Consider the following 22,583-nt stretch of genomic DNA (forward strand, 5'->3'; position numbering starts at 1 on the left):
TCCGTTCCGTCAGCCCCGTCAGGGCGCTGCAATCACCTTGGTTTCGAGGAATTCGAGAATGCCTTCGCGGCTGCCCTCGCGCCCGATGCCCGACATCTTGACCCCGCCGAAGGGGGAACCCGCAGCAAGGAAGGCACCGTTCACATTGACCATGCCCGAGTGCAGTGCACGGGCAACGCGGCCTGCGCGGGCGCTGTCGCCGGTCTGCACATAGGCCGACAGGCCGTAGGGCGTGTCATTGGCGATGGCAATGGCCTCTTCCTCGTTGCCGAAGGGGATCATCACCAGCACCGGGCCGAAAATCTCCTCCTGCGCGATGCGCATTGCGTTGTTCACGTCAGCGAAAACTGTGGGTTTGGCGTAGTAACCGGTCTCGAAGCCGTCCGGTTTGCCCGGCCCGCCGGCCACCAGCCGCGCGCCTTCGGCGATGCCGGCCTCGATCATCTCCTGCACGCGGGCGTATTGCTGAGCGCTGGACAGCGGCCCCATGTGATCGCCCGGTTCTGCCGGATTGCCGACGGTCATTTGCGGGCATTTCGCCTGCGCCAGCTCCACCGCGCGGCCGTAAACGCTGCGCTCGACCAGCATCCGGGTGGCGGCATCGCAGCTTTGGCCGGTGTTGATGAAACAAGCCTCCACCCCTTCGGCGATGGCGGTTTCCAGATCGCAGTCGGCAAAGACCAGGTTCGGGGACTTGCCGCCAAGCTCCAGCGCTACCTTCTTGATGGTTTCGGCGGCATCGCGGGTCACCGCGACGCCGCCGCGGGTGGAGCCGGTGAAGGACATCATGGCGACATCCGGGTGGCGCGACAGCGCGGCGCCAACCACCGGGCCTTCGCCGTGGACGAGGTTGAAGACGCCCGCGGGCACGCCGGCCTCGTGCAGCACTTCGGCATAGAGGATCGCCGACAGCGGTGTCAGCTCGGAGGGTTTCAGCACCATAGTGCAGCCCGCAGCTAGGGCAGGGCCGACCTTCAGCACGATCTGGTTGATCGGCCAGTTCCAGGGCGTGATCAGCCCGCAGACGCCAGCCGGCATCCGCACCAGCGTGTCGCCATTGGGCAGGGTTTCCTCGAAATCGAGCGCTTTCAGGTCGGCGATGATGGCCTCCAGGTGGTCGATGCCAACCTGCGCCTGCATCTCGCGCGACATGGTGATCGGGGCACCCATCTCCAGCGAGATGGCTTTTGCGAAATCATCAATACGGGAGGTGTAGACCTCCAGAACCCTTTCAAGGAGCGCAATGCGGTCCTCGCGGCTGGTGGCGGCAAAACCGGGCAGCGCGGCCTTGGCTGCGGCCACGGCGGCGTTGACGTCTGCTTCGCTGCCAAGCGCCAGGCGGCCGAGGGACTGTTCCGTGGCAGGGTTGATCACATCCGCTGAGGCGCTGCCGCGGGGGGCGGTCCAGCGGCCGCCGATATAGAACTGGGACATGTTGTACTGCATTGCCGTATCCATTTAGGTTTGAGGGCGGGTCATGCGGCGGCGGCCGCCGCGCGGTGTTCCTGCTGCCGGCGCCGTTCCTGCCGGCGGTTGACCAGCGAGGCGGTGATGACGCCGGCGGTGACGATGCCGATCAGCATGGTCGAAAGCGCGTTGATCTCGGGCGAGACGCCCAGCCGGACGGAAGAATAGAGCTTCATCGGCAGGGTGGTGGAGCCGGGGCCGGAGGTGAAGGTGGCGATCACCAAGTCATCGAGCGACAGGGTGAACGAGAGCAGCCAGGCCGAGATCACCGCCGGTGCGATCACCGGCAGGGTCACCTGGCGGAAGGCCGAGAACGGGGTGCAGCCGAGGTCCAGCGCCGCATCCTCCAGCGACCGGTCGAAGCTGGCCAGGCGGGACGAGACCACCACCGAGGCATAGCACATGGCAAAAGTCGCATGGGCGATGGTGATGGTCCAGAAGCCGCGGTCAAGGCCGATAGCGACGAACAGCAGGAGGAGCGACAGGCCGGTCACAACCTCCGGCATCACCAAAGGCGCGAAGATCATGCCGGAAAACAGCGTGCGGCCCGGAAAGGATCCCGCGCGCACCATGACAACCGCGCTGAGCGTGCCCAGAACCGTGGCCAGCGTGGCGGAGACAAAGGCGATGCGCAGGGTGATCCAGGCGGCCTCCAGATAGGCGTCGTTGTTCAGCACGATGCCGTACCATTTGGTGCTGAAGCCGCCCCAGACGGTGACCAGGCGGGAGTCGTTGAAGGAGTAGATCACCACCAGCAGGAGCGGCAGGTAGAGGAAGGCCAGGCCGAAGGTCAGCGAGGTCAGGTTGAACATGTTGAAGCGGCGGATCATCCCAGTTCCTCCTGATGTTTCTGCTGGTGGCGCTGGAACAGCACGATGGGCACGATCAGAATGGTCAGCAGCACGATGGCCACCGCCGCCGCCACGCCCCAGTCGCGGTTGGAGAAGAACTCCAGCCACAGGGTCTTGCCGATCATCAGCGTGCTGGAGCCGCCCAGCAGGTCGGGGATCACGAATTCGCCGATCGCCGGGATGAAGACCAGGAAGCAGCCTGCGACCACCCCCGGCAGCGACAGCGGCAGGGTGATCTGGCGGAAGGCGGCCAGGGCGCCGCAGCCGAGGTCCTCGGCGGCTTCCAGGAGCTTACCGTCGATCCGTTCCAGCGAGGCATAAAGCGGCAGGATCATGAAAGGCAGGTAGGAATAGACGATGCCGATATAGACCGCGAGTTCGGTGTGCATGATTGCCAACGGCTGGTCGATGATGCCGAGCTTCATCAGCGCGAGGTTCAGGAAGCCCTCGTTCTTGAGGATGCCGATCCAGGCGTAGATGCGGATCAGGAAGCTGGTCCAAAACGGCAGGATTACCAGCAGCAGCAGCGTCTTGCGCCAGTCCCGCGGCGCCTTGGCCATGGCATAGGCCACCGGGTAGCCGATCAGCAGGGTGAGCAGGGTTGCGATGGCGGCGACCTTGACGCTGTTGAGGTAGGCCTTGAGGTAGATGCCGTCCTCGGCCAGCCAGAGGAAATTCTCGAAATCGAGTTGCGCGAAGGAGGCGCGCAGGCCTGCAAACCCCTCATCGAGGCTGAATGTCGGGGCATAGGGCGGGCTGGCGGTGACGGAATCCGACAGCGCGATCTTGATGACGATCAGGAAGGGCACTAGGAAGAACAGCCCCAGCCACAGGTAGGGCGTCAGGATCAAAAGTTTGCGGGGTGTGCGCATGGAACTGCCCTCACTCGTCGACCAGCACGCAGGCGCCTGCGCGCCAGCTGAGCCAGACCCGGTCGTTCCAGTCGATTTCGCGGCGCGAGGTCAGGAGCCGGTTGGCCTCCTGCGCGCGGATCAGCATGCCGCCGTCTAGCCGCACCAGGAAGGTGGAGGCGCTGCCGGTGTAGGAAATCTCCTCGACCGTGCCCTCAACCATGTTCACGTTGGGGGCTTCCGCAGGCCGGTCTTTGGTGACGTGGATCTTCTCGGGACGCAGCACCAGCGTCTTGCGGGCGCCGGGGGTCAGCACATCCTCGGGCTGGGGGCGGATCGCCAGCCGGGTGCCGCCATCCCAGCGGGCCAGCGCCAGGCCGCCGTCCATGCCAGCGAGCTCAACATTGATCAGGTTCACGTTTCCAATGAAATCAGCAACATAGCTGGACGCCGGATGTTCGTAGATCCGTGCGGGGGTGTCGGTTTGCAGCAGTTTGCCCGCCTTCATCACCGCGATGCGCGAGGAGACGGTCATTGCCTCGTCCTGGTCATGGGTGACAATGATGAAGGTGAGGCCCAGCCGGTCCTGCACGTCCATCAGCTGGAACTGGGTTTCTTCGCGCAGCTTTTTGTCAAGCGCGCCCAGCGGCTCGTCCAGCAGCAGCACCTTGGGCTTTTTGGCCAGGGAGCGCGCCAGCGCCACCCGCTGCATCTGGCCGCCTGACAGCTGGTGCGGCTTGCGGTCCGCATAGCCTTCGAGCTGCACCAGCGCCAGCATTTCATCGACCCGGTCCTGGATGTCGCGTTTCCTCCAGCGCTCCTGCTTGAGCCCGAAGCCGATGTTTTTTGCCACCGACATATGCGGAAACAGCGCGTAGGACTGGAACATCATATTGATCGGGCGCCGGTTCGCCGGGATTCCGGTCAGGTCCTGGCCGTCCAGCAGGATGCGGCCCGAGGTCACTTCCTCAAACCCGGCCAGCAGCCGCATCATCGTGGTCTTGCCGCAGCCGGAGGGGCCGAGGAGCGAGAAGAACTCGCGTTCCCGGATCTCCAGGTTAAGATCCGAGATCGCGGTGAAGCTGCCAAAGGTCTTGGTCACATTCTCAAAGCGGATCAAGGGCGGGCGGGCTGGTTCCAGCGGACTGGCGGGTTCGGCCCGGGCGGCGGCACTGGCCGGATCATGGAAGTTCATTGGTACAGGCTCCCCAGTTGCAAGTCCCTGCCGCGGTGTGAGCGGGCGCTACGACAGGGCAATTGATGCGCGGCCCGCAGGCCGCAGCAGGGCTGGAATGGCGCGGCCCGGAAGCCGCGCCGGGGCTTACTGGCCGGTGCGGACCTTGGACCAGGTGCGGGTGTACAGGCGCTCTGTCTTGCGGTCCTGCAGCACCGGGGTGGTCAGCATCTCCATCGTCGCCTCAGTCGGATAGACGGCGGGATTGCCGGTCAGCTCCGGGTCGATTTCGGCCTGGGCGGTGAGATTGGCGCTGCCGTAGCGGATAAAGTTGGCGTTCTGCGCCGACACCGAAGGCTGCAGCAGGTAGTTCAGAAAGGCATGGGCCTCTTCCACGTTCCGGGCATCAGCCAGGATGGCCAGGCCGTCAAAGTCCAGCAGGGTGCCTTCCTCCGGGATGATGTATTCCAGATCGACGCCATTGCCGGCCTCCTTGGCGCCATCGGCGGCCCAATAGGCGTCGCCGCTCCAGGTCAGGCCGAGGCAGGCATCACCGTCGGACAGGGCTCCGATCATGGCGTCGGTGGAAATCTGGGCAATATTGTCCCGGATGGCGCCGATATGCGCCCCGGCGGCGGTGATCTGATCCTTGTCGCTGGTGTTCGGGTCCTGGCCCATGTCGATCAGCGCCGCACCGATCACGTCGATGGGCGAGTCCACGATCATCACGCTGCAATCGGACAGCTTGGCGGAAATCTCCGGATCAAACAGCAGGTCCCAGGATTTGGGATGGTCCGCACCCAGCCGCTCGGCCAGCTTGCCAGTGTTGTAGGCGATGCCGAAGGTCCACCAGTTGTAGGGCACCAGGTATTCATTGCCGGGATCGAAGGTCTCGATCAGCCCGGCGATTTTGGGCCAGACGTGCTGCAGGTTGGGGATCTTGGACTTGTCGATCTTTTGCAGCACCCCGGCGGATATCAGCCGCGCGGTGCCGGTGGAGGAGGGGACGATGATGTCATAGCCGGAGCTGCCCGCCAGCACCTTGGTTTCCAGCATCGCGTTGGAATCATAGGTGTCATAGGTGACATCGATGCCGGTTTCCGCCTCGAACGCCTCGATGATCGCGGGGTCCAGGTAGTCGCTCCAGTTGTAGATCACCAGTTCGCCTTCTGCCGCAGCGGCGGCGCCCCAGATGGCGGCGGTTGCGGCCAGCAGGCTGGTTGTCAGCTTGGATTTCATGGTTCCCTCCCGTGTAGGATTTCTGTTTGCTTCTCTTTTGGGATGCGGGCCTCAGGCCCGCTCCGCTTCCAGTTCCAGCCCCTGGCCCAGCAGTTCGCGGGTGGCGCGCTCAACGCCTTCGGTCAGAATGTCGAACATGGTGTCGATCTGCGCTTCGGTGATCACCAGCGGCGGCGAGAAGATCGCCATGCTGCCGTAGGGGCGGACCATCAGCCCCAGTTCCTGGCAGCGGGCGTCGATGACCGCGCCGATGGTGGCGTCGATCTCGGCGCTGGCCTGGCCGTCGCGGGTCAGCGAGCATTCGATGCAGCCCACCAGCCCCATGCCGCGCACATCCGCGATCAGCGGCAGCTCCAGCATCTGATGCAGGCGCTTCTGGAAATGCGGCGTCACCTTGCGGACATGTTCCAGAATGCCGTCGCGCTCGAAGATCTCGATGTTCTTGAGGCCTGCAGCGGCGCAGACCGGATGGCCGGAATAGGTGTAGCCGCTGGTGAAATAGACGTCCTTGGAGACATCGCCCTCGATGTCCTGGAACAGCCGGTCGGAGAAAATCGCGGCGCCCATCGGCGCATAGCCCGAGGTCAGCCCCTTGGCGCAGGTGATGATGTCGGGGGTGATGCCGAACAATTCCTCGGAGGCGAACCAGTGGCCGAGGCGGCCGAAACCGGTGACGACCTCATCCGAGATGTAGAGAACGTCATGCTTGCGGCAGATTTCCAGGCAGCGGCTGTGATAGCCCGCGGGCGGCACGATCACGCCGCCGGAGCCCAGCACCGGCTCCGCGATGAAGGCGGCGACATTGTCCGCGCCCAATTCCAAAATGGCGTTTTCCAGATCCGCCACCTTTTCATCCACGAAGGCATCGATGCTCATGCCCGTGGTGCGGCGGAAGGCGTTCACGTCCGGCAGGAAATGCGGGATGGACTGGTCGGTATCGAACCACTGGCGCTCGCTTGGCTTGCCGCTGAGCGAGGCGGTCAGATAGGTGCCGCCGTGATAGGCATGCGCCCGGGTGATGATCCGCTTCTTTGACGGCTTGCCCAGCAGGTTGTTGCGGAAGTGGACAAAGCGGATGGCGGTGTCCACCGCGGTGGAGCCGCCGGTGGTGAAGTAGACCCGGTTGAGGTCGCCCGGTGCGCGTTCGGCGATGGCATGGGCGAATTCCGCGCTGACGGATGTGGCCTCGCTGAAGGGCGAGCAATAGGCCATCTTGCGGGCCTGCGCCGCCATTGCATCGGCGATTTCCGTGTTGCCGTAGCCCAGCTGCATGCACCACATGCCGCCGGGGCCGTCGATCACCTTGTTGCCGTGTTCGTCGTAGACATAGATGCCTTCGGCGTACTCGCTGAACGTCCTGTCGGCTTTTCCGGCACCCTGGACTTCCAGCCCTTCCCACGGATGGAAGTAATTCTCCTTGTCCCAGGTTTTGAAGTTTTCGAAGTCGTTTCCAAGTTTGGTCATCTCGGCCCTCTGTCCGGAGTGTTGCTATCATGAATGAACGTTCATACATTATGCTTAAGTGAATGATCGTTCATTGTCGATGGAAATCTGTTGCAATCGCGGGCATGGTGCTGGAAAGGCAGCGGGCCGGTGGCAAGGAAAAGAGGGGCGGGCAGATGGCAAGTGCCGAAGAAGCAAAGAAAAAGCGGAAGGTGGACAAGGACCTGCACCGGGAGGTTTTGTTGGAAGCTACTGCCAGCGTAATCCTCCGGCACGGCGTGAGCGGCGCCACGATCAGCCGTATTCAGGAGGAATCCGGGCTGTCGCGCGGCATGATCAACCTGCATTTTCAGTCCAAGGACAATCTGATTCGCGAACTCGCCATCCACATGACGCGGCAGTACAATGACGCCTGGCAGAGCTTCACCAGCCAGGCCGCCGCAGGGGTCAGCACGCCGGAAGATGCCGCCGCCCGCCTGCAGGCGCTGTTTGAAACGGATTTTTCAGAAGCGGTGCTGAACAAGCGCAGCGCCCGGCTGACCTTTGCCTTCCGCGCCGAACCGGATCTGCAGGCGCTGGGGCCCGGTTATATCGAAACCCGCGGAACCGCCCTGCATGACCATGTGCGCAGCTGCTGCCGGGTGCTGTGCGAAGCCTGCGGCACCTGGGGCGACCCCGAGAAAGTGGCCATGGCCATGATGTCCCTGCTGGAGGGGCTGTGGACCGATTTTCACGCCCATCCGGACGAGTTCAGCCGGGAAGGCGCGGTGGAAATCTGCCGGACCACGGCCCGGGCTTTTTTCCCGGGCTATTTCTGACCCGCATGTGAACGGAAACGGCTTCTAAAGCAGCCATGGCGCGGACCTGCCATCCGCGACCGCAAGCCCGGGCGGTGCATTGCACTCTAACTGCCAAAGACTCATAAGTTTGCACACCCGTTCGATTCGCATCGACGTGGCGCCGCAAAAAAATCAGTTATTAATCAACTACTTGAAGATTCCTATTCTGCTCACTGAGGCAAAAGCATGCACAGCAAACACATAAGCATGCACACCCTTGGCCAAGAAAAAGGGCCCGCGAATGCGAGCCCCCGGTGCAGTCTTTGATTTCACCGCATCTGCTGTGTCTTGTTGATTATCCCTAGGAGCTTCGCCCTCTCGAAGATATCCCGATAGTCCGGCGCTGTGAAGGGGGATAGGCCTTTGTACGAAGTCCGAAGTTCTGTTCGCACCTGCAGCAGCAGCTTCTAAGTGACACAGCAGATTTCACGAGAACGGACATTCCACGCTGCGCTGGAGAGAGCAATTCTAACTGTCTTCACTTTAGTCTGGCTGCGCTGGCAAGCAGCGTTTACGAAGTGGACTTCGGCTAAATCAATCTTGCTCGTCCGGAAAATACCCATAGCGCGGATGGGGTATCGACAGCTCCAATTCACAGGCACATTGTGTTGCTTCGGCGAACTCTGCGTCTTGAGCGGCTTTGAATCCTGCCTCGTATTTCCCCACTCCTTGTTTGGATCGCAAAGAAAGGCGGAACGTATTGCCCACGGTAGTTGACTGCGGTAGCCGCGGGTTCCGGAGTTTCTTCAAATCGTGCCCAAGGTTCTGGGAACAGCATACCGTTCTCTTCAGGGCGCTTGCCTGGACTGCGCCCGCGTTCAACTGGCGCAGCCCGTTTGGCCTTTGGGTCAATCAAAAACCGAAGCGATCTGATCGACACTCACGCCTTCCTTGATCTCACGCAGCCTTGCATAGATCAGTGCAACGGAAACGCCGCTCAGGCCGGCACCCAGAGTCGAAGGAATGAGATAGGCAAGCGCCGCTACGAGCTGTCCCGACTCAACGGTGAGGCCTGCCGCAAAGGCCGCAATATAGTTAAAAATACCGATGCAAATCCCGATCAGGATCAGCACGCCGAGAATCGGCCAGCGGTAGTCTTTGGTAAGATCCGCGCTGCGCCCAAGGCCACCGAAACCGACACGCTCAATCACAACCGCAGGCGTAATCACGGAAAATACGGCATAGACATAAAGACCGGGAATGATCAGCGCGATACTCGCAACCGCCACCATCACACCCGCAATCAGGGAGAGAATGGCAATCGGAACAGCAGCCCGGATGGCCGGGGACACATAGCGGCCAAGCTGGATCGTCCGCCCGAGTTTTGCATCATAAGCCAGCTGGACAAGCAGTGCGGCCGTCAAGCTGTAAAATGCAATTTGCAGCACTAGCGCCATTACCCAAAGCCCAACACCAAATGACGTGCTGAAGTCCGGCAGGGCGGTACCGAACACCACATCTACGCCGATCATCGCACCGCTGGCGAGCAGGCTCAGCAGGCTCGGCACCAAGGCCATGAGAGTGACCGGAACGAGGTGTTTAAAAAAGATCGAAAAACTCTCTCCCACAATGGCGCCGACGCCAAGCGACATCCGGCCATCAATATCAGCTGTACTCGACATAATAATCCTTCATTGTTGTTTTAGTCATTCACTGAGTGCGTGCCACTGGGCCGACACACGCAACAGTTTAATGATGTCATAATTGAAGCCGGAAAGGGCAATCCGCAAGTCCGTTGCGTGGCAAAGTAAAGGCATCGGCGGTCCGGCTTCAGGACGGAGCGCCTTTTGCGGTATAATGTTTGTCCTTGCGCTTCTCGCCAAACAGCTGACGCTGTTCCAGATGGGCGCGTTGCGCATTGTAGAATGCCCTCAGAAACTCCAGCCTCTGGGCCGCGGGCACCTTGTTGGCATAGCCGATCTTTTGCCGAATCTTTTCAACCACAGCTTCAATGGTGGCGTCCTGTTTCAGGTTGCGCCCCCGTTCGGCACTCGCCTCTTGCGCGCGCAGGAGGGTTTCCAGGGTCTGCAGCTCAAAAGCGCCGTAGTGGTCAAGCTGGTGAGCCAGAAACACAAACCCCTCTTTGCGGCTGGTGCGGGGAGCGGGATTTCCGGCTAGATCCTGCAGCAAAACTGGCACCGGCTGATGGATGACATGGGTGCCTGCCATCAGGTCGCCCAGCCGTTGCCGGTACCGGTTGCAAAGCGGCACCATCAGCCCTGCGGCGATCCAGCCAAGAGCCAGCCCCGAGGCCAGCGGAGTTGCCGCATCAAGCGTCAGCAGCAAGGTTGCAGGCAGAAAAATTTCGGCTTCCTTCATCAGGTTGCGCAGCACCAGCGCATGGGTGCTGAGCGATTTACCGTCGTGCGAAATGACTTTGATTTTCATCAGCCGCTTGCCAACTGTCTGGCCATTCCAGGCAAGCTCGGCCAAGACGTAATAAGGCACCCGGATGATGAAGAACATCAGGCTCCCGATGGCCATAAGCGTTTCCGGGGCGCTGAAGCCCAGGGATGCAACAAGGATCAACAGGCAAACTGCAGCAACCAGGGTAAGGATGACATCCGTGATCTGCGCGGCCAGCCGCACTCCCAGCCCGGCCACTTCCAGCTTGAGGGGCACGCCCTCGGGTGGCACCAGCTCTCCTGCCGGGAGGGTGGCTCTGCTGTTCTTCCGCCACCGCAACTTCATGGGCGCGTCCTTCCGCCCAGGGTAAACCAAGCAAGCCAGCACAGGCCTATCCCCCAACCAAGCGCATAGCGTGCGACCATGTCTTGGACGAGCTGTCTGCCGACCCCCTCCAGAAGAGCGGCGGCGACCAGCATGACCGCGGCCACCAGCGCCAGTTTGGCGGCATCCCGCCCGGCGTGGTACAGAGCCAGTCTACGGGTTCGGTCACCGGGAAACAAAACCGCCGCGCCCAATTGCAGCCCGCCGCCGCATGCAATGCAAATCGCGGAAATTTCGGTGACACCGTGGATGGACAGCCAGCCGCCTAGGTCAGCGCCCAGTCCGCGCTCCGCATGCAGGGCATAGAAAGCGCCCAGCACCAAGCCGTTGTAGAACGTCAGAAGGATTGCCGGGGCGCAAAGGAACACCCCTAGCCCGAAGACAAAAATGGCAATGCGGGTGTTGTGCGAGAACAGGGTTGTTGCAAAGGCACCCAGGCCGGAGGCCGACGGGTCCTCGTCATAAATCACCCGGCGCAGCTCCTCAGTGGTCGAGGACGGGCTGCGGCCGTCGGCAAGCTCCGGCGGCAAGAAAACATGGTACCAGGAGGGGTTCTCCAGATACAGCTGATAGCCGGCCAGCACCCCCATCCCCATACACAGAAAGCCGATGGCAATGAACAGCCACGACCTGCGCATCGCTTGTGGTGCGCCTTGGGTAAAGAACTTGCGGAACAGCCCGCCCAGCCGTTCCTGCGGCGCGTAGACCGACAGGTAGGCCCGGGCGGTCAGCGCCTCCAAGTAATTCAGCAGCCCCTTGTCCAGCGAGATTTCCCGGGCAATCGCCAGCGAAGTCGAGGCCTGCCGGTAGAGCGCAGCAAGATCGCGCGCTTCGGAAAATTCCATCCGCTGCAGGCCGTCGCGCTCAGCCCGGGCGACCAGCGCTTCGAGCCGCTGCCAACCGGCTTCGCGTTCTTTCCGGAACCGGGCTGAACGGATGAGATCGGCTTCGGACATCAGATCATCTCCCGTGCCTTGATTTCCAGATATGTAGAGATCAGCCTGCCTGTGACGGTTTCTGGCGTGGCATCCAGCACCGTGATGCCCAACCGGGCCAGCCGTTCAAGCACCAGTCGGCGTTCGCTGATCGCCTGGTTCGCTGCCACCAGGAGGGCAACGCCATCTAGATCCTCGGGCGGGGTCTCCACCAGGGTACCGGCTGCCGGGTCGCGGATGGCGACAAAGATCAGCAGATGCCGCTTGGACAGAATGGCCAGGTTTTCCACCAGCAGCTCAGCGGAGGTCGTGTCGATGAAGTCAGTGAAAACGATGATCAGGCTGCGTTTTGGGGTGCGCGCATTCAGTTCGGTCAGTGCAAGGGTATGATTGGTCTCTTGCCCGGAATAGGTCAGTCCGGCGCTCCAGCTGCGCAGCCGTGCAAAGCCCTGACGCCCCTGCGTCGGCGCCACAAAGGAACGCGGCCGGACGTCATAGGCATAATAACCTACCTGGTCGCCGCCGATGGCCGCCGCCCAGGCCACTGCAAGTGCCGAGGTCACCGCGTGGTCAATTTTGGGAAGGCCGGCGATCTCCTCGCGCATCAGGTAGCCGTTGTCGAGTGCCACGATCACGTGGTGGTTGCGCTCAGCGCGCAGTTCCCGGGCAACCAGTGACCGGCGTTTGGCCGACCGTTTCCAGTCGATGGATTTGACGTCCATGCCCTGAACGAAATCGCGAAGCTGGTGAAACTCCGAGCCCTCGCCGATCGCCCGGTTTTCCTTGACCCCGTAGAGGGCTGATTGCACCGTTGTGGCGATCTCCCCCGACTGCACCAACCTGATGTTGGGGACCACCCGCACCTCAAGGTCGAATTCTAGCCGCGGCACAAACTCAAACAGTTTCAGCCGCGACATCCAGCGCAGCCAGATGTACTCAAAGGCCCAGACCCCGCGCTGCACGCCGCGGTAGGCGGTTTCAGCGATGCCGGTGCCGTCTGCTTGCGGCACAAAGGTGATTTCGGCGGCGCCGCTCAAGCCCTCGGGCCAAGCCAGTTGCGCCCGCAGGCCGGCAGGCATCCGGGGGATTTTCAGCTTTAGCGTCTTGCTCTCACCGATGAAAATCTCCGTTGCCATGCCGTAGCTGAGCTGTTTCCTGCGCGAGAAGGACAGCAGCAAATCAGCCGCAGCAAGAATTGCAAGCAGCCCCCAGGGTGCTAGCGCGATCTCGCGCTGACCATTGGCAAAGACGATACTCAGCATCGACACCAGCAGTGCAATGCAGGAGGCAATCAGAAGTCGGGGCGAAGGGCGGATCAGCGGGGGGCCTCGATCTGGTTGAGGATGTTTTCAAGCACCATAGCGGAACTGCGGCCTTCGATCTCGGCCGACGGCCCCAGAACAACGCGGTGGCGCAGCGCCGGGACAAACAGCCGCTTGACGTCGTCGGGGATGGCAAAATCGCGCCCGCTCAGTCCCGCCAGCGATCGGGTCGCCGCCGCCAGTGCATCGGCGGCCCGGGTCGATGCGCCAAAGGCAATCTCGGAGCTTTCCCGCGTGGCACGGACCAAGCGCAGGATATAGGCTAGGATATCGTCGTCCAGAATGATCCCGTCAATCAACGCCCGGCTGTCGGCCAGGGCCTGAGCATCGAGGGTTTTTGCCAGGCCGCTGGTCTCCATCCCGGATTCCATTGGCGCCCCGGCGTGCTGGCGTAGAATGGCCATTTCGACGCTCTCCGGCGGGAAATCGATCACCAGCTTGAACAGGAAGCGGTCCAGCTGCGCTTCGGGCAGAGGGTAGGTCCCTTGCTGCTCGATCGGGTTCTGGGTTGCGACAACGATGAATTCGCGGCCCAGCGAATGGTCGGTGCCATCAATGCTGACGGTGCGTTCGTTCATCGCCTGCAGCAGGGCCGCTTGGGTCTTGGGAGGAGCCCGGTTTATTTCATCCGCCAGCAGAACCTGAGTAAAGACCGGCCCCTGGGTTAGTACAAACTCATTGGTCTGGAAGTTGAAGATTGAGGTGCCCAGGACGTCGCCTGGCATCAGGTCGGGCGTGAACTGGATGCGCCCGAACTCCAGGTCCATAACGGCTGCAAAACTGCGGGCGAGCAAGGTCTTGGCGGTGCCCGGCGGGCCTTCCAGTAGCACGTGGCCGCGCGCAAACAGCGCGATCAGGAGCATATCCACCGCCTCTTTCTGTCCGAGAACGGTTTTCCCGATCTCGGACCTCAGAGCATCGGACCGGCTTTGCAGAGTTTCAAGTGTCATGGATTATCTGCTCCAATAGCGCTTCAAGTTCATCAACATGTTGGATTGCCTCCGCCGGCGAGATCTGCGGCTGGAGGCTTTGAATTGCTGTCAGGACGCTCTCCAGAGCGGCCGCGCGCCCGGGATGGCGGCGCGCGACATATCCCAAAAACGCCTTAGGCTCGGCGTAGTGCCGGGAATGCGCAGGGCCAAACAGCGCCGCTGCCGTAGCCGCCAGCCTGGCATGTGCATAATCGCTGACCAAGGCTCCGTCCTGGTTGCAAAGCCGCATCAGCCGGGCCCGTGCCTGAAGCGCCAGCGCCTTGCCGCTGCTGGCGGCTGCGGACTCGTGGCGCACCGGGCCATAGCGCAGCCAGGAACGCCAGACGAAAAGACCCAGTGTCAGTAACCCGCCCAGCCAAAGGATGTTAAACGGCGGCTCAAAAAAGCGTTTGAGATCGGCCCAGCGGCGTTTGCGGCGCACGCCGCGGTCCGGATCGGTCAGCCACATTCCGCGGCTGTAGTCTATCATCACATTGCGCTCGCCGGCGCGCGCTGCCAGCAAATCCCGCGCAATTGCGGCGTTGTCAGCCATGCGAAGCCCGTGATTGTTCAATAGATCGGGATCGGACAGCACCAGAAGCCGCATGCCCTTTGTCTTGCTGAGCGCTTTGCCCTTGGACACGGAACAGTCCGCCAGCAGCATTGCGTCCTGCGTACCGATCAACGGCGTGCAGCCAGGGCTCGTGAACATCTGCGCCGCATAAACCCGGGCAAACATCGCTTGGCCGCTTTCCGCTGTATAGCTGAAGTCGCTGAAGGGCACGCCTGCATCCACTATCTTTGCGCCGGTTTGCCCGGTCATGGCCTGCAGCAGCTTTTCCGCCGCAGAGCGGTCGTTCAGCAGGACAGGATGGGCAACGCCTGCCAGACGCATGCCGCTGCGCCATTTCGGCAGCACCGCAAGCGTTTGCACCCGGCGGGTCTTTTCCAGAACTGCCTCCATTTCCAGATCGTATTCGTCCTGCTGAAACAGCAGCTCGGTCTTGGTCGCAGGATGGCTGCGGGGGCTGTCCGGTACAGTGTCGTAAAGCGGCAGCAGCAGCAGCCCAACCGAGTTCTGGTCAACCTGCCAGCCGCCAAGAAAACTCTGCGCGCTTACGCCTTCGGATGCGAGCCAGGTCTGCAACCCATCGAACCCGGAGGGAGACGCCCTCAGTACCTGCTGGCGCTGCGAGAGGGCGTAGAACACCACAAAGAGGAGCAGCGCTCCAAAAGCAGCAATCGCCAGTGTTTCAAGCCGCAGCCTGTTCTGGGGCGTGCCAGGTTCGCGCAGGCTCATGCACGGACCTTAGACTGCAGCAACAGCCGGATGTCTGCGACATGCGACTGGAATTCCTCTTCGCTCACGTCCCTGCCGCCGAAATGCACCCGTTCGCTGGCGTGCACAAGGCTGTGCAGCGCGCTGATGTAGCTTTGCTCCGCCGGCAGGTGCCGCAAGGCTTCGCGCGCCGTCCAGCTGCGCTGCAGCAGCACACCATTTGCTGAAACCGCTGACGCCAGTGCTGACTGGGCCAGCTGAACCAGGGCCTCCCGCCGGTCTTGAAGACTCAGAATGCTGGCCAGGTTGCTTGGCGCTGCCGCGGCCGAAGTTCCACTGCCGCGTGCTATCCCGCCGCGTTCCCGCGCAATGTTCCCCGCATCCCGGCCCAGCGAGACCGAGATGCTTCCGCCGAAACGGGTAAAGACATAGGCAATTGCCAGCAGCACCGCGGCAGAAATCACAAAGGCCGCAATGTCTATGCTGCCCAGTGACCATTCGGTTTTCCGGTCAGGCTGCTCAGCCGGCGCCTTTGGTTCCTGCCCGATCTCCATCGGAGGCGGCGGGTTGGAAGGGTCGAAATATGCGACATCCGCATCTATGCCGCGGAACCTGATTGCCTGCAGATACGCCCTCCCGCTCTCTCCAATCTCCAGCGGCGTCTCGGAAGAATGCTCCGCAGAACTCCAATGAGGCATTGCGAAAAAGCTGGCAAAGAAGAGCAGTCTAATAATAGAAATCATGTGAATGTGGATAAATGAACCGTTTTACGCGATCAATCGATACATGTATTCAGATCGCAGTGTACAGTATTTGATGACAGACCGCTGGCCGGCGGTCGGCCGACGTTAAGACAGACCGCAGCGACCGTTACTTTTGTTTCAACCGGGCATTCGCCAGGTTAGTACGAGCGCCGGTTTGCGACACCGACCGAAGAAGAGCCATCCACCCCATCCCGTCAGTGAGAGTTCCTGGTCTCAGAAATGCTGAGAGCTGCCGGAATGTCCGCATTTCCTCCTACCGGATACAGTAGAAATTCGGCAGTGCAGCGGATTGGCGCACTGCGTGCGTGCGCAGCAAATTTTCAGCACTTCCGGTGTGGGCTCGTTCCGGTCATCCGTCGCGCCAGGCGTGAATGACGGCAGGCATGCACCGAAGCTGATTGCCGACATTCAGGCGGTTCTCACATTGGCGATTGTTCCGCGCCGCAGCTTGGCAAGGTGAAGCCAAACCGTCGGGCTCGGATAAGCCGGCCGCATGGTGTTTGGATCTCAGTCCAGCAGCAGGCCGAGGCCGTTGCCGTTGCGTATCGCGGCGACCTTGGCTCGGCCCAGCCGCTTGGTTAGCACTCGCAAAGGGTAACCCAGGAACTTGCAGGAACAGATACGAGCGCCGCTCTCTCGGTCGTTCAGAACCAGCCGGCCCAAGTAGAAGCCCAAGTCGAACCCTTTGCCTGCAAGCCGGCGGCGCAGGCCAGCCCAACTGGTGGATTGCCGAAATACCGGTTCCAGAACCATGCGCAGTAAAACCCCGGTTTCACAATCGAGACGATTGCTGTCTTCCGGTCCGCGCCACCGGGTCTGCAATGGACCGGTTTCCGTGACTAGATCGGGTTGATACATCATTCTTCGATCCTCCGATGCCGCACGCGGCGTCTCCTGATGCGGAAGTGGCAAAGCGTGGCCTGGGTAGCCATATCCCGGCGTTGCAATGCGTGAACAAGTCTTGCCGCGGACCCGTGAAACGCGCGTGGTTACGGCAAACGTCGTGCAATCACGGTTCCAGATTGAAGAAAACTCGGTGAGACAGATTTCGGAGAATCTTAACCGTCAGATTCGGATTGGTTTTTTTAGAGAAAAATTTCCAACTACGCGGGCGCGTAGCAGAACTTCAGGGCCAAGCTGCCGCTGATCTGTTGCGATACGTTCCGGGAGTTACAGTCTGACGTGCCGGAGTTGATACACTGGTCAGCCCCGGATCAATTCAAGCCCCCGCAGCAAAGGCGCTGGCCAGGCCATCCATGACCTGCACACGATAACGGATATCCTCTGCCTCCGACAGAAAGCACAGGTGCGGGCCTGTTATGGTGAGAAGAACCATCCCGACACTGCGGCGATTGTCGTCGGAAATCACGAACAGGCCCTGGCCAGGGCCGCGGTAGCGATGCTCTTCGATGAAGCCGGGGAGGGCTTCGCTCTCGGGCCAGTGGGCGGACTTGGTCGTCGGCAGCATGCGCGCCAGCGTCGGAGCGTCCTGTTGCCGGGCCGGGCGGAGCGACAGGTTGCCTGCCAATAATATCGGGGGATGCAGCAGGTGCCATTGTTCGGGCGCCATGACGTAGTCAAGGCAAGGCTCGGAGGTTTGCCTGCCGTGAAAGAACATGCGCCGTGCGGCGGGGCAAAGTGAAAATCCAAGTCCGGTCAGAAGTGCGCGCGACGCGGTATTATCTGCATGACATGTGGCGATCAGGGGCGGACCAGCGTTGGCAAAGCGGGCCGTAATTGCCAGTTTCAGCGCCCGCCGCATCAGACCCTGGCGCCAAAATTCCGGTGCCAGCCAGTACCACAGTGATGCACCGATGCAGAGCCCGCCCGCCACCCTGTTCTGGTATTCGATGATCCGCAGGTTTTCGCCGGGATGCGCGCCATGGGCCAGAAGCTGGCGCGCTGCCTCGGGCCCGAAAGGCTGGGCGACCGCGGCCAGCCAGCGGGCGACGCGGATATCGTTGAAATGCCCGGTGACAACGGTCTGGTCCGCCGCGGTCAACGGGCGCAGGCGCAGGTCACCCTTGGTCAGAATGTCAGGAAGACTATCCATCATCCCGTGTTGTCCGGCTGCGGTTCCCTGCCAGATGAGCGCAGAATAGGCACCCGAATCAAGCCAGTGATTCGGATGCTTATCATGTTCGGAAAAATTTTCTGCGGCGCGGCGAAATAGGCTTCGAAACAGGCTGTTACACAGCCGCGCGCAAAACGTAACGCAATTTTACACATTTTCGGAACGGCCCGCGGAAACAGCAGAAAAACGCGGCTTCCGGCCCTTTCTGATTGCGTCAACGTGCCGCTCGGATACCCTGTGTGCCACCCGGAAAAACGGGGCCCGTGGGAGGGTGGCCAATGCAGAAAATCTCAAGCAGGCAGCGCAACAGATCACTGGGGGCTTTAGTTCGGCCGGCCGGAGTCCGGCGCCCCGGGCAGGAAGTCCCAGATCGCGGAAAGATCGCTGACCATGCGCAGATGAACCTGCCGGAGAAGGTCGCTCTTGAGAGGATCGTTCAGGTTTTCAACGGCCTTGCGCGCCGCCTGCATGTCCAGAGGATCGCCAGTTTCCAGCGCGCGGTCGATGGCGTCGCGGCAGCTCCGGCCGACACCTTCGGCGGCGCTGCAAACATCCTTCAGCGCCCGGAAAAAGCGGAGACCGGCGGGATCTGTCATCGGATTTGCCTTTCGCTGCGAAAACCGGCGCCGGTTTACAGGGGGCGCCCATGACAGGTCAATCACGCAAAACCGGCGATATCCTTATGGACCGGGTAAAGACCATCCAGGCGATCGCCCGGGCCAATACCGAACAGCTGCGGCTGAACCAGAAGGCCAGCGGCCTGATGGTACTCGACATGAAGGACGTGCGGGACGGGGTCGAAGACCACGCCCACGAGGAAGCGCAGGCGCAGAACGACGCGGCGCTCAAGGAAAACACTGAAACGATCAACCGGCTAGAAGCCATGCTTTCCGCCCTGGACGAGGAGTTGGGAGCAGCGATGAAGGAGCAAAGCTGAATGACACAGCACAAGCCGCCGCAAGCAATGACGCTTTTCGACTTGATCGCCCGAACATGGGACGTGAAGACCGAGGTGCGCGCGCTTCAGTTCAATGCAAAGGGGACGTCCCTGGCCGCGCAACTGGCCGATGGTCAAATTGCCTTTGTCTCGGTCCAGGACGCCGAGAGCCCGGACAGCCGGGTGCGGGTCGAGGCCGATACCGGGCGGTCGAGCATCCGACCCCGGTCCAAGCCGCTGCCGCCGCCGGTGTTCAGCGAGGCGCCCGTGGCGCGCGCTGATGTGCAAATGTGCCGACTTGGTGATCAGGGCTTTGCCTTTCCCCATGCCGAAACGGGTGTCCTGTGGCGCGCAACCGCGCGAGGCCAGACCCTGGCGATGAATGCGGCGCGCCAGGACGCGGTCACTGCGTTGGCAGCCCTTTCCCGCTCTGGCCAGGTGGCCGTAGCGCATGGGACACGCCTGGCCCTCGTGGCCGAAACCGGCGGGGCTGAGGTGGCGGGTATCGAGCTGGATCACGGCGTTACCCGGATTGCAGCTTCTGGCGATGAAACCCTTTTGGCCTGCTGGGGTGCGGGTCAGGTGAGCATCGTCCGTGCCGAAGACATGACCTGCCTGGCGCAGATCACCTGCGACGGCAAGGTGCTGTGCCTCGAATGGTCGCCCTGCCAGCGCTGGCTGGTGGCGGGCTGCGAAGACAAGGCAGTGCTACTGGTCGATGTGACCTTGGGCGCATCGGACCGGATCGTCGATTTCCCGGCACCGGTTTTGTCTGCGCAGTTTAGCGGCAAGGCCAAGGCGGTCATCGCCTCGGGCGCGTTTCGGGTTGTTGGGTGGTCCTTGCCGGACCTGCCGTTCGGAGACTACGCCGGTGCGCCGATCGAGACCGGAAAGCCGGGGCTGACGATTGTCGACTGGGTGGCGGTGCATCCCAAGCGGGATCTCTGTGCGGTTAGCTACGGCTCTGGCCTCGTCATGCTGTGCCGCATCGGACACCCGGATGAAATGCTGGTGCGCGAAGGCACAGGAGCGGCGGTTTCTGCGCTGGCCTGGTCCGACGACGGCGCGCATCTGGCTATCGGCGGGGAGGACGGCAGCCTGTCGATCGCCACCTTCCCCAAGAACATGTTCAAATAAATGCCCAGGGAGGGAGATCAATGACACAAGCGCTATCCGCCGAAGAACAAAGCAAGGACCGTTTTTTTCAGCAACTCGCCAAGGTGGCGGAGGAGATGGTTGAGGAACACGGCAAGGATTTTGCCGCTGGCGCGCTGGTTCTGGCCGCGCGCTGGGTGGCGGAAAACCGGCTCGGCAAACCCGAAGACTTGCAACACTAGTGGTGTTTGGCTGTCTTCGGTGTGTTCGCGGGCCGCGCCGATAGGCTCTGAATCTGATTGATGATGATTTTGCTCATCGGAGCGGCCAGCGCGGCAAGCGGGTTGGCCGTGGGAGTGGAATTTGCCGCCTTAGCGAGTGCGCCGGTCAAGTCGGGTTCAAGCAATTGCGAAAAGGCACAAAGCTCATGAATGCGAAAGGTTGCAAAATGCAGGCTGTCCCCATTCACCAGCACTGCGCCCTGTTGACGCCGCGGCGCTTCGGTTTTGAGCGCGTTGCTGTGGACCGCCGCACCCAGCGTGGTCAGTACCGATTTTCGCCACTTGGCGTAATCGGTGTCGTCGGAATAGTCGATGCCCACTTCATAGAGCTTTTCGGAAATCGCGCGGAAGGCACGGCCCCCGGCAATGTGGCGGCGCCAGAAATCGCTGGCCTCCTCTGCGCTGCGGCAGGCGGCGAAACGCTCCGCCAGTTTGCGGCGGATCAGGATCACCAGTGCCATGTCCACGTCTTCCGACAGCGACCGGGCGATTTGCATCGCGGGCATCGGCAGGTCAGCCAGCGCCAGAAGGCGCAAGGCTGCAAGCTGTTCGGTCAACCGGGCAGAGAGCGCCGCCAGCCCGTGCCATTGCGCCGCGTTCAGCCCGTCGGTCTGGTGCTGACGTCCGATAGCCGCGGCCTCATGCAGCGCCCGGGCCCAGAGCACCGCCTGATCGTAGAGAAACACCAGGTCGACATCGGTGCTGGCGGGCGCCGCCTCGACCCGGGGCAGAGCGCGAAACCCCGGCAGGCTGCGCAGGCCCACGCGCCAGCCATGGTCGAAATCCAGACCGGCAGCGGACCAGAGTTGCCGCACCCGTGCCAGGAGCTGGGGCGAAACGCCCGGATACGACAGTTCCGGCGCGGCACAGTCGAGCGGGATAGTGCCACCGTTGGGGGAATGCGGGCTCATCTTGCTGCTTTTCAATGGTTTCTCTTTATCAAGATAGCGCGGCGCCTGGCCTCGGGGCCAGCGTTTTGTCGGCTGTTCGGGCAGGAGGCGGTGCCATGCCTTTGAAGACTCAGTTGCGAGTGAAACACAGCCAAGTGTTCCGGCTGGGTCAGGTCGTGACCCTTTTGCAGATGTCTGCGGCCGAACTCGATGAGCATCTGGCCGTAGAGGCGCAGGCGAACCCGATGCTGGTTTTGCGCCAGCGCCGGGCCGCCGGGATGAGCGCCACGGATGTGCTGGAAATGACCGCGGTGGAACAGGCCAACAGCCTTTATGATCATGTGTTCCGCGAATTGGCCGGCCTGATCGGTCAGGGCGGGTTGATGGAAAAACTCATCACCGCGCTGATTGCGGAACTTGAGCCGTCGGGCTGGTTGGCGCGCGCACCGGCGGAGATTGCCGAAAGCTTGGAATTGAGTGGGGAGTTGGTGGAAACCGCGTTGCGAGTAGTCCAGAAACGCGTCGACCCGGCGGGGCTGTTCGCGCGCGATCTCATAGACTGCCTGCGGTTGCAGCTGGAAGACCAGGACGTGATGACCGAGGACATGGAGATGGTGCTGGATCATCTTCCTGCGCTGGAAAGCGGCGGCCCGGCGGCACTGGTCCGGGCGACCGAACTGTCGCGGGATAGAGTGCAGGATTGCCTCGCGCTGCTGCGTCGGCTCGACCCGAAACCGGGCAGCGCCTTTGACTCGGATCCGACGCTTACACGTGAACCCGATGTCCGGATCACGCCGTCAGGCGAGGGCTGGGAGATCGAATTTCTGTCGTCCTGGCAGGGGGATATCGAAATCGCCAAGCTTCCGCGGGGTGGTCGGGCAAGCGAGGCCAGTGAAGCGCTGGCCAAGGCGCGGGCGCTGAAACATGCGCTCGATATGCGGGTGTCGGCGCTGAAAGAGGTGGTGGGCGAAATCGTGGAGCGCCAGGGCACCTATTTCCGCTTTGGCGATCGCGCGCTGGCACCGATGACGCTGTCCGAGATTGCGCGGGAAACCGGATTTCACCTCAGCACCGTCAGCCGAGTGCTGAACGGTTTGCTGATCGAAGGTCCGAACGGCATTGTTCTCGCGCGCAACCTGTTCACCGGCACGGCGTCGGCCCAGGCTACCCAGTCCAAGCCGCAAGTCCAGGCGCGCATTCGGGCGCTGCTGGCCGGCGAAGACCCGAAGAAGCCGCTGTCCGACCGGCGGCTGACGGCCATTCTGCAGTCCGAAGGGATCGCGGTGTCGCGCCGTGTCGTGTCCAAGTACCGGCAGGACATCGGCATCCACGCCGCTGCGAAGCGTCGGCTGCGGGCCTGACGCCGCAGTCCCTCAGCGCTGTACTGCTCCACAGAAGCAGGCATCCGGGTGCGGTCGCAGACCCGCAGGGTTCCGGCATG

Annotated in this window: 22 protein-coding genes; 5 read left to right on the plus strand and 17 right to left on the minus strand. The window is 62.0% G+C overall.

Annotated elements, in window-relative coordinates; genetic code table 11:
* Positions 1 to 18 precede the first annotated feature (18 nt).
* From LHL23_RS20555 to LHL23_RS20580, 6 genes are all read right to left on the minus strand, one after another.
* Positions 19 to 1,446, minus strand: a complete 1,428-nt coding sequence (locus LHL23_RS20555) for an aldehyde dehydrogenase family protein (protein WP_226431358.1) — start codon at positions 1,444 to 1,446, stop codon at positions 19 to 21.
* 29 nt (positions 1,447 to 1,475) lie between these two features.
* Positions 1,476 to 2,294 (minus strand): ABC transporter permease, encoded by an 819-nt coding sequence (locus LHL23_RS20560; protein ID WP_226431393.1) that lies wholly within the window; start codon positions 2,292 to 2,294, stop codon positions 1,476 to 1,478.
* Positions 2,294 to 3,190, minus strand: a complete 897-nt coding sequence (locus LHL23_RS20565) for an ABC transporter permease subunit (protein ID WP_226431359.1) — start codon at positions 3,188 to 3,190, stop codon at positions 2,294 to 2,296. Before LHL23_RS20565 ends, LHL23_RS20560 begins: the two co-directional genes overlap by 1 nt.
* Before the next feature lie 10 nt (positions 3,191 to 3,200).
* A complete protein-coding gene (locus LHL23_RS20570; RefSeq protein ID WP_226431360.1) occupies positions 3,201 to 4,364 on the minus strand; it encodes an ABC transporter ATP-binding protein in 1,164 nt (387 codons plus the stop codon).
* A gap of 126 nt (positions 4,365 to 4,490) precedes the next feature.
* The gene (locus tag LHL23_RS20575) at positions 4,491 to 5,582 is read right to left on the minus strand and encodes an extracellular solute-binding protein (protein ID WP_226431361.1); all 1,092 of its coding nucleotides are present in this window, start codon (positions 5,580 to 5,582) and stop codon (positions 4,491 to 4,493) included.
* A 51-nt stretch (positions 5,583 to 5,633) separates the two neighbouring features.
* Positions 5,634 to 7,046 carry an aminotransferase gene (locus LHL23_RS20580; RefSeq protein ID WP_226431362.1) on the minus strand — a complete coding sequence of 471 codons (1,413 nt, stop codon included), beginning with the start codon at positions 7,044 to 7,046 and terminating at the stop codon, positions 5,634 to 5,636.
* A 155-nt stretch (positions 7,047 to 7,201) separates the two neighbouring features.
* On the opposite strand from LHL23_RS20580, the gene LHL23_RS20585 reads away from it, so the two are divergent.
* Positions 7,202 to 7,843, plus strand: coding sequence for a TetR/AcrR family transcriptional regulator (locus tag LHL23_RS20585; protein ID WP_226431363.1), 642 nt, complete (start codon positions 7,202 to 7,204; stop codon positions 7,841 to 7,843).
* A gap of 869 nt (positions 7,844 to 8,712) precedes the next feature.
* Here LHL23_RS20585 and LHL23_RS20590 read toward each other — a convergent pair.
* From LHL23_RS20590 to LHL23_RS20635, 10 genes are all read right to left on the minus strand, one after another.
* Positions 8,713 to 9,486 (minus strand): hypothetical protein, encoded by a 774-nt coding sequence (locus tag LHL23_RS20590; protein ID WP_226431364.1) that lies wholly within the window; start codon positions 9,484 to 9,486, stop codon positions 8,713 to 8,715.
* 148 nt (positions 9,487 to 9,634) lie between these two features.
* On the minus strand, positions 9,635 to 10,555 hold the full coding sequence (locus tag LHL23_RS20595; RefSeq protein WP_226431365.1) for an RDD family protein: 921 nt from the start codon (positions 10,553 to 10,555) through the stop codon (positions 9,635 to 9,637).
* Entirely contained in the window at positions 10,552 to 11,550 is a 999-nt protein-coding gene (locus LHL23_RS20600) for a stage II sporulation protein M (RefSeq protein ID WP_226431366.1), read from the minus strand. Before LHL23_RS20600 ends, LHL23_RS20595 begins: the two co-directional genes overlap by 4 nt.
* Positions 11,550 to 12,791 carry a DUF58 domain-containing protein gene (locus LHL23_RS20605; protein WP_226431394.1) on the minus strand — a complete coding sequence of 414 codons (1,242 nt, stop codon included), beginning with the start codon at positions 12,789 to 12,791 and terminating at the stop codon, positions 11,550 to 11,552. The genes LHL23_RS20600 and LHL23_RS20605 overlap by 1 nt, the downstream gene beginning before the upstream one ends.
* A gap of 53 nt (positions 12,792 to 12,844) precedes the next feature.
* Positions 12,845 to 13,801, minus strand: a complete 957-nt coding sequence (locus LHL23_RS20610) for an AAA family ATPase (RefSeq protein WP_226431367.1) — start codon at positions 13,799 to 13,801, stop codon at positions 12,845 to 12,847.
* Positions 13,791 to 15,122 (minus strand): hypothetical protein, encoded by a 1,332-nt coding sequence (locus tag LHL23_RS20615; RefSeq protein ID WP_226431368.1) that lies wholly within the window; start codon positions 15,120 to 15,122, stop codon positions 13,791 to 13,793. Before LHL23_RS20615 ends, LHL23_RS20610 begins: the two co-directional genes overlap by 11 nt.
* A complete protein-coding gene (locus tag LHL23_RS20620; RefSeq protein ID WP_226431369.1) occupies positions 15,119 to 15,799 on the minus strand; it encodes a DUF4129 domain-containing protein in 681 nt (226 codons plus the stop codon). The genes LHL23_RS20615 and LHL23_RS20620 overlap by 4 nt, the downstream gene beginning before the upstream one ends.
* Before the next feature lie 573 nt (positions 15,800 to 16,372).
* Positions 16,373 to 16,726 (minus strand): hypothetical protein, encoded by a 354-nt coding sequence (locus tag LHL23_RS20625; protein ID WP_226431370.1) that lies wholly within the window; start codon positions 16,724 to 16,726, stop codon positions 16,373 to 16,375.
* A 358-nt stretch (positions 16,727 to 17,084) separates the two neighbouring features.
* Positions 17,085 to 17,921, minus strand: a complete 837-nt coding sequence (locus LHL23_RS20630; protein WP_319005225.1) for a GNAT family N-acetyltransferase — start codon at positions 17,919 to 17,921, stop codon at positions 17,085 to 17,087.
* A gap of 341 nt (positions 17,922 to 18,262) precedes the next feature.
* Positions 18,263 to 18,535: a hypothetical protein gene (locus LHL23_RS20635; RefSeq protein ID WP_226431372.1), complete on the minus strand. Its 273-nt coding sequence runs from the start codon at positions 18,533 to 18,535 to the stop codon at positions 18,263 to 18,265.
* A 50-nt stretch (positions 18,536 to 18,585) separates the two neighbouring features.
* Here LHL23_RS20635 and LHL23_RS20640 point away from each other — a divergent pair, with 50 nt between their 5' ends.
* The 3 genes from LHL23_RS20640 to LHL23_RS20650 are packed head-to-tail and all read left to right on the plus strand — an operon-like array spanning position 18,586 to position 20,213.
* Complete coding sequence (locus LHL23_RS20640) at positions 18,586 to 18,876, plus strand: hypothetical protein (protein ID WP_226431373.1); 291 nt, start codon at positions 18,586 to 18,588, stop codon at positions 18,874 to 18,876.
* Entirely contained in the window at positions 18,877 to 20,013 is a 1,137-nt protein-coding gene (locus tag LHL23_RS20645) for a WD40 repeat domain-containing protein (RefSeq protein ID WP_226431374.1), read from the plus strand.
* Between the two features lie 20 nt (positions 20,014 to 20,033).
* Positions 20,034 to 20,213 (plus strand): hypothetical protein, encoded by a 180-nt coding sequence (locus LHL23_RS20650; protein WP_222482003.1) that lies wholly within the window; start codon positions 20,034 to 20,036, stop codon positions 20,211 to 20,213.
* Here LHL23_RS20650 and LHL23_RS20655 read toward each other — a convergent pair.
* Complete coding sequence (locus LHL23_RS20655; protein ID WP_226431375.1) at positions 20,210 to 21,178, minus strand: hypothetical protein; 969 nt, start codon at positions 21,176 to 21,178, stop codon at positions 20,210 to 20,212. The two genes, LHL23_RS20650 and LHL23_RS20655, sit on opposite strands and share 4 nt — an antisense overlap.
* An 80-nt stretch (positions 21,179 to 21,258) precedes the next feature.
* Here LHL23_RS20655 and LHL23_RS20660 point away from each other — a divergent pair, with 80 nt between their 5' ends.
* Positions 21,259 to 22,503, plus strand: coding sequence for an RNA polymerase factor sigma-54 (locus tag LHL23_RS20660; RefSeq protein ID WP_226431376.1), 1,245 nt, complete (start codon positions 21,259 to 21,261; stop codon positions 22,501 to 22,503).
* The last annotated feature ends 80 nt before the right edge of the window (positions 22,504 to 22,583 follow it).

Origin of the sequence: Leisingera sp. McT4-56 (genome assembly GCF_020514995.1) — a bacterium.
Classification (GTDB): Bacteria; Pseudomonadota; Alphaproteobacteria; order Rhodobacterales; family Rhodobacteraceae; genus Leisingera; species Leisingera aquaemixtae_A.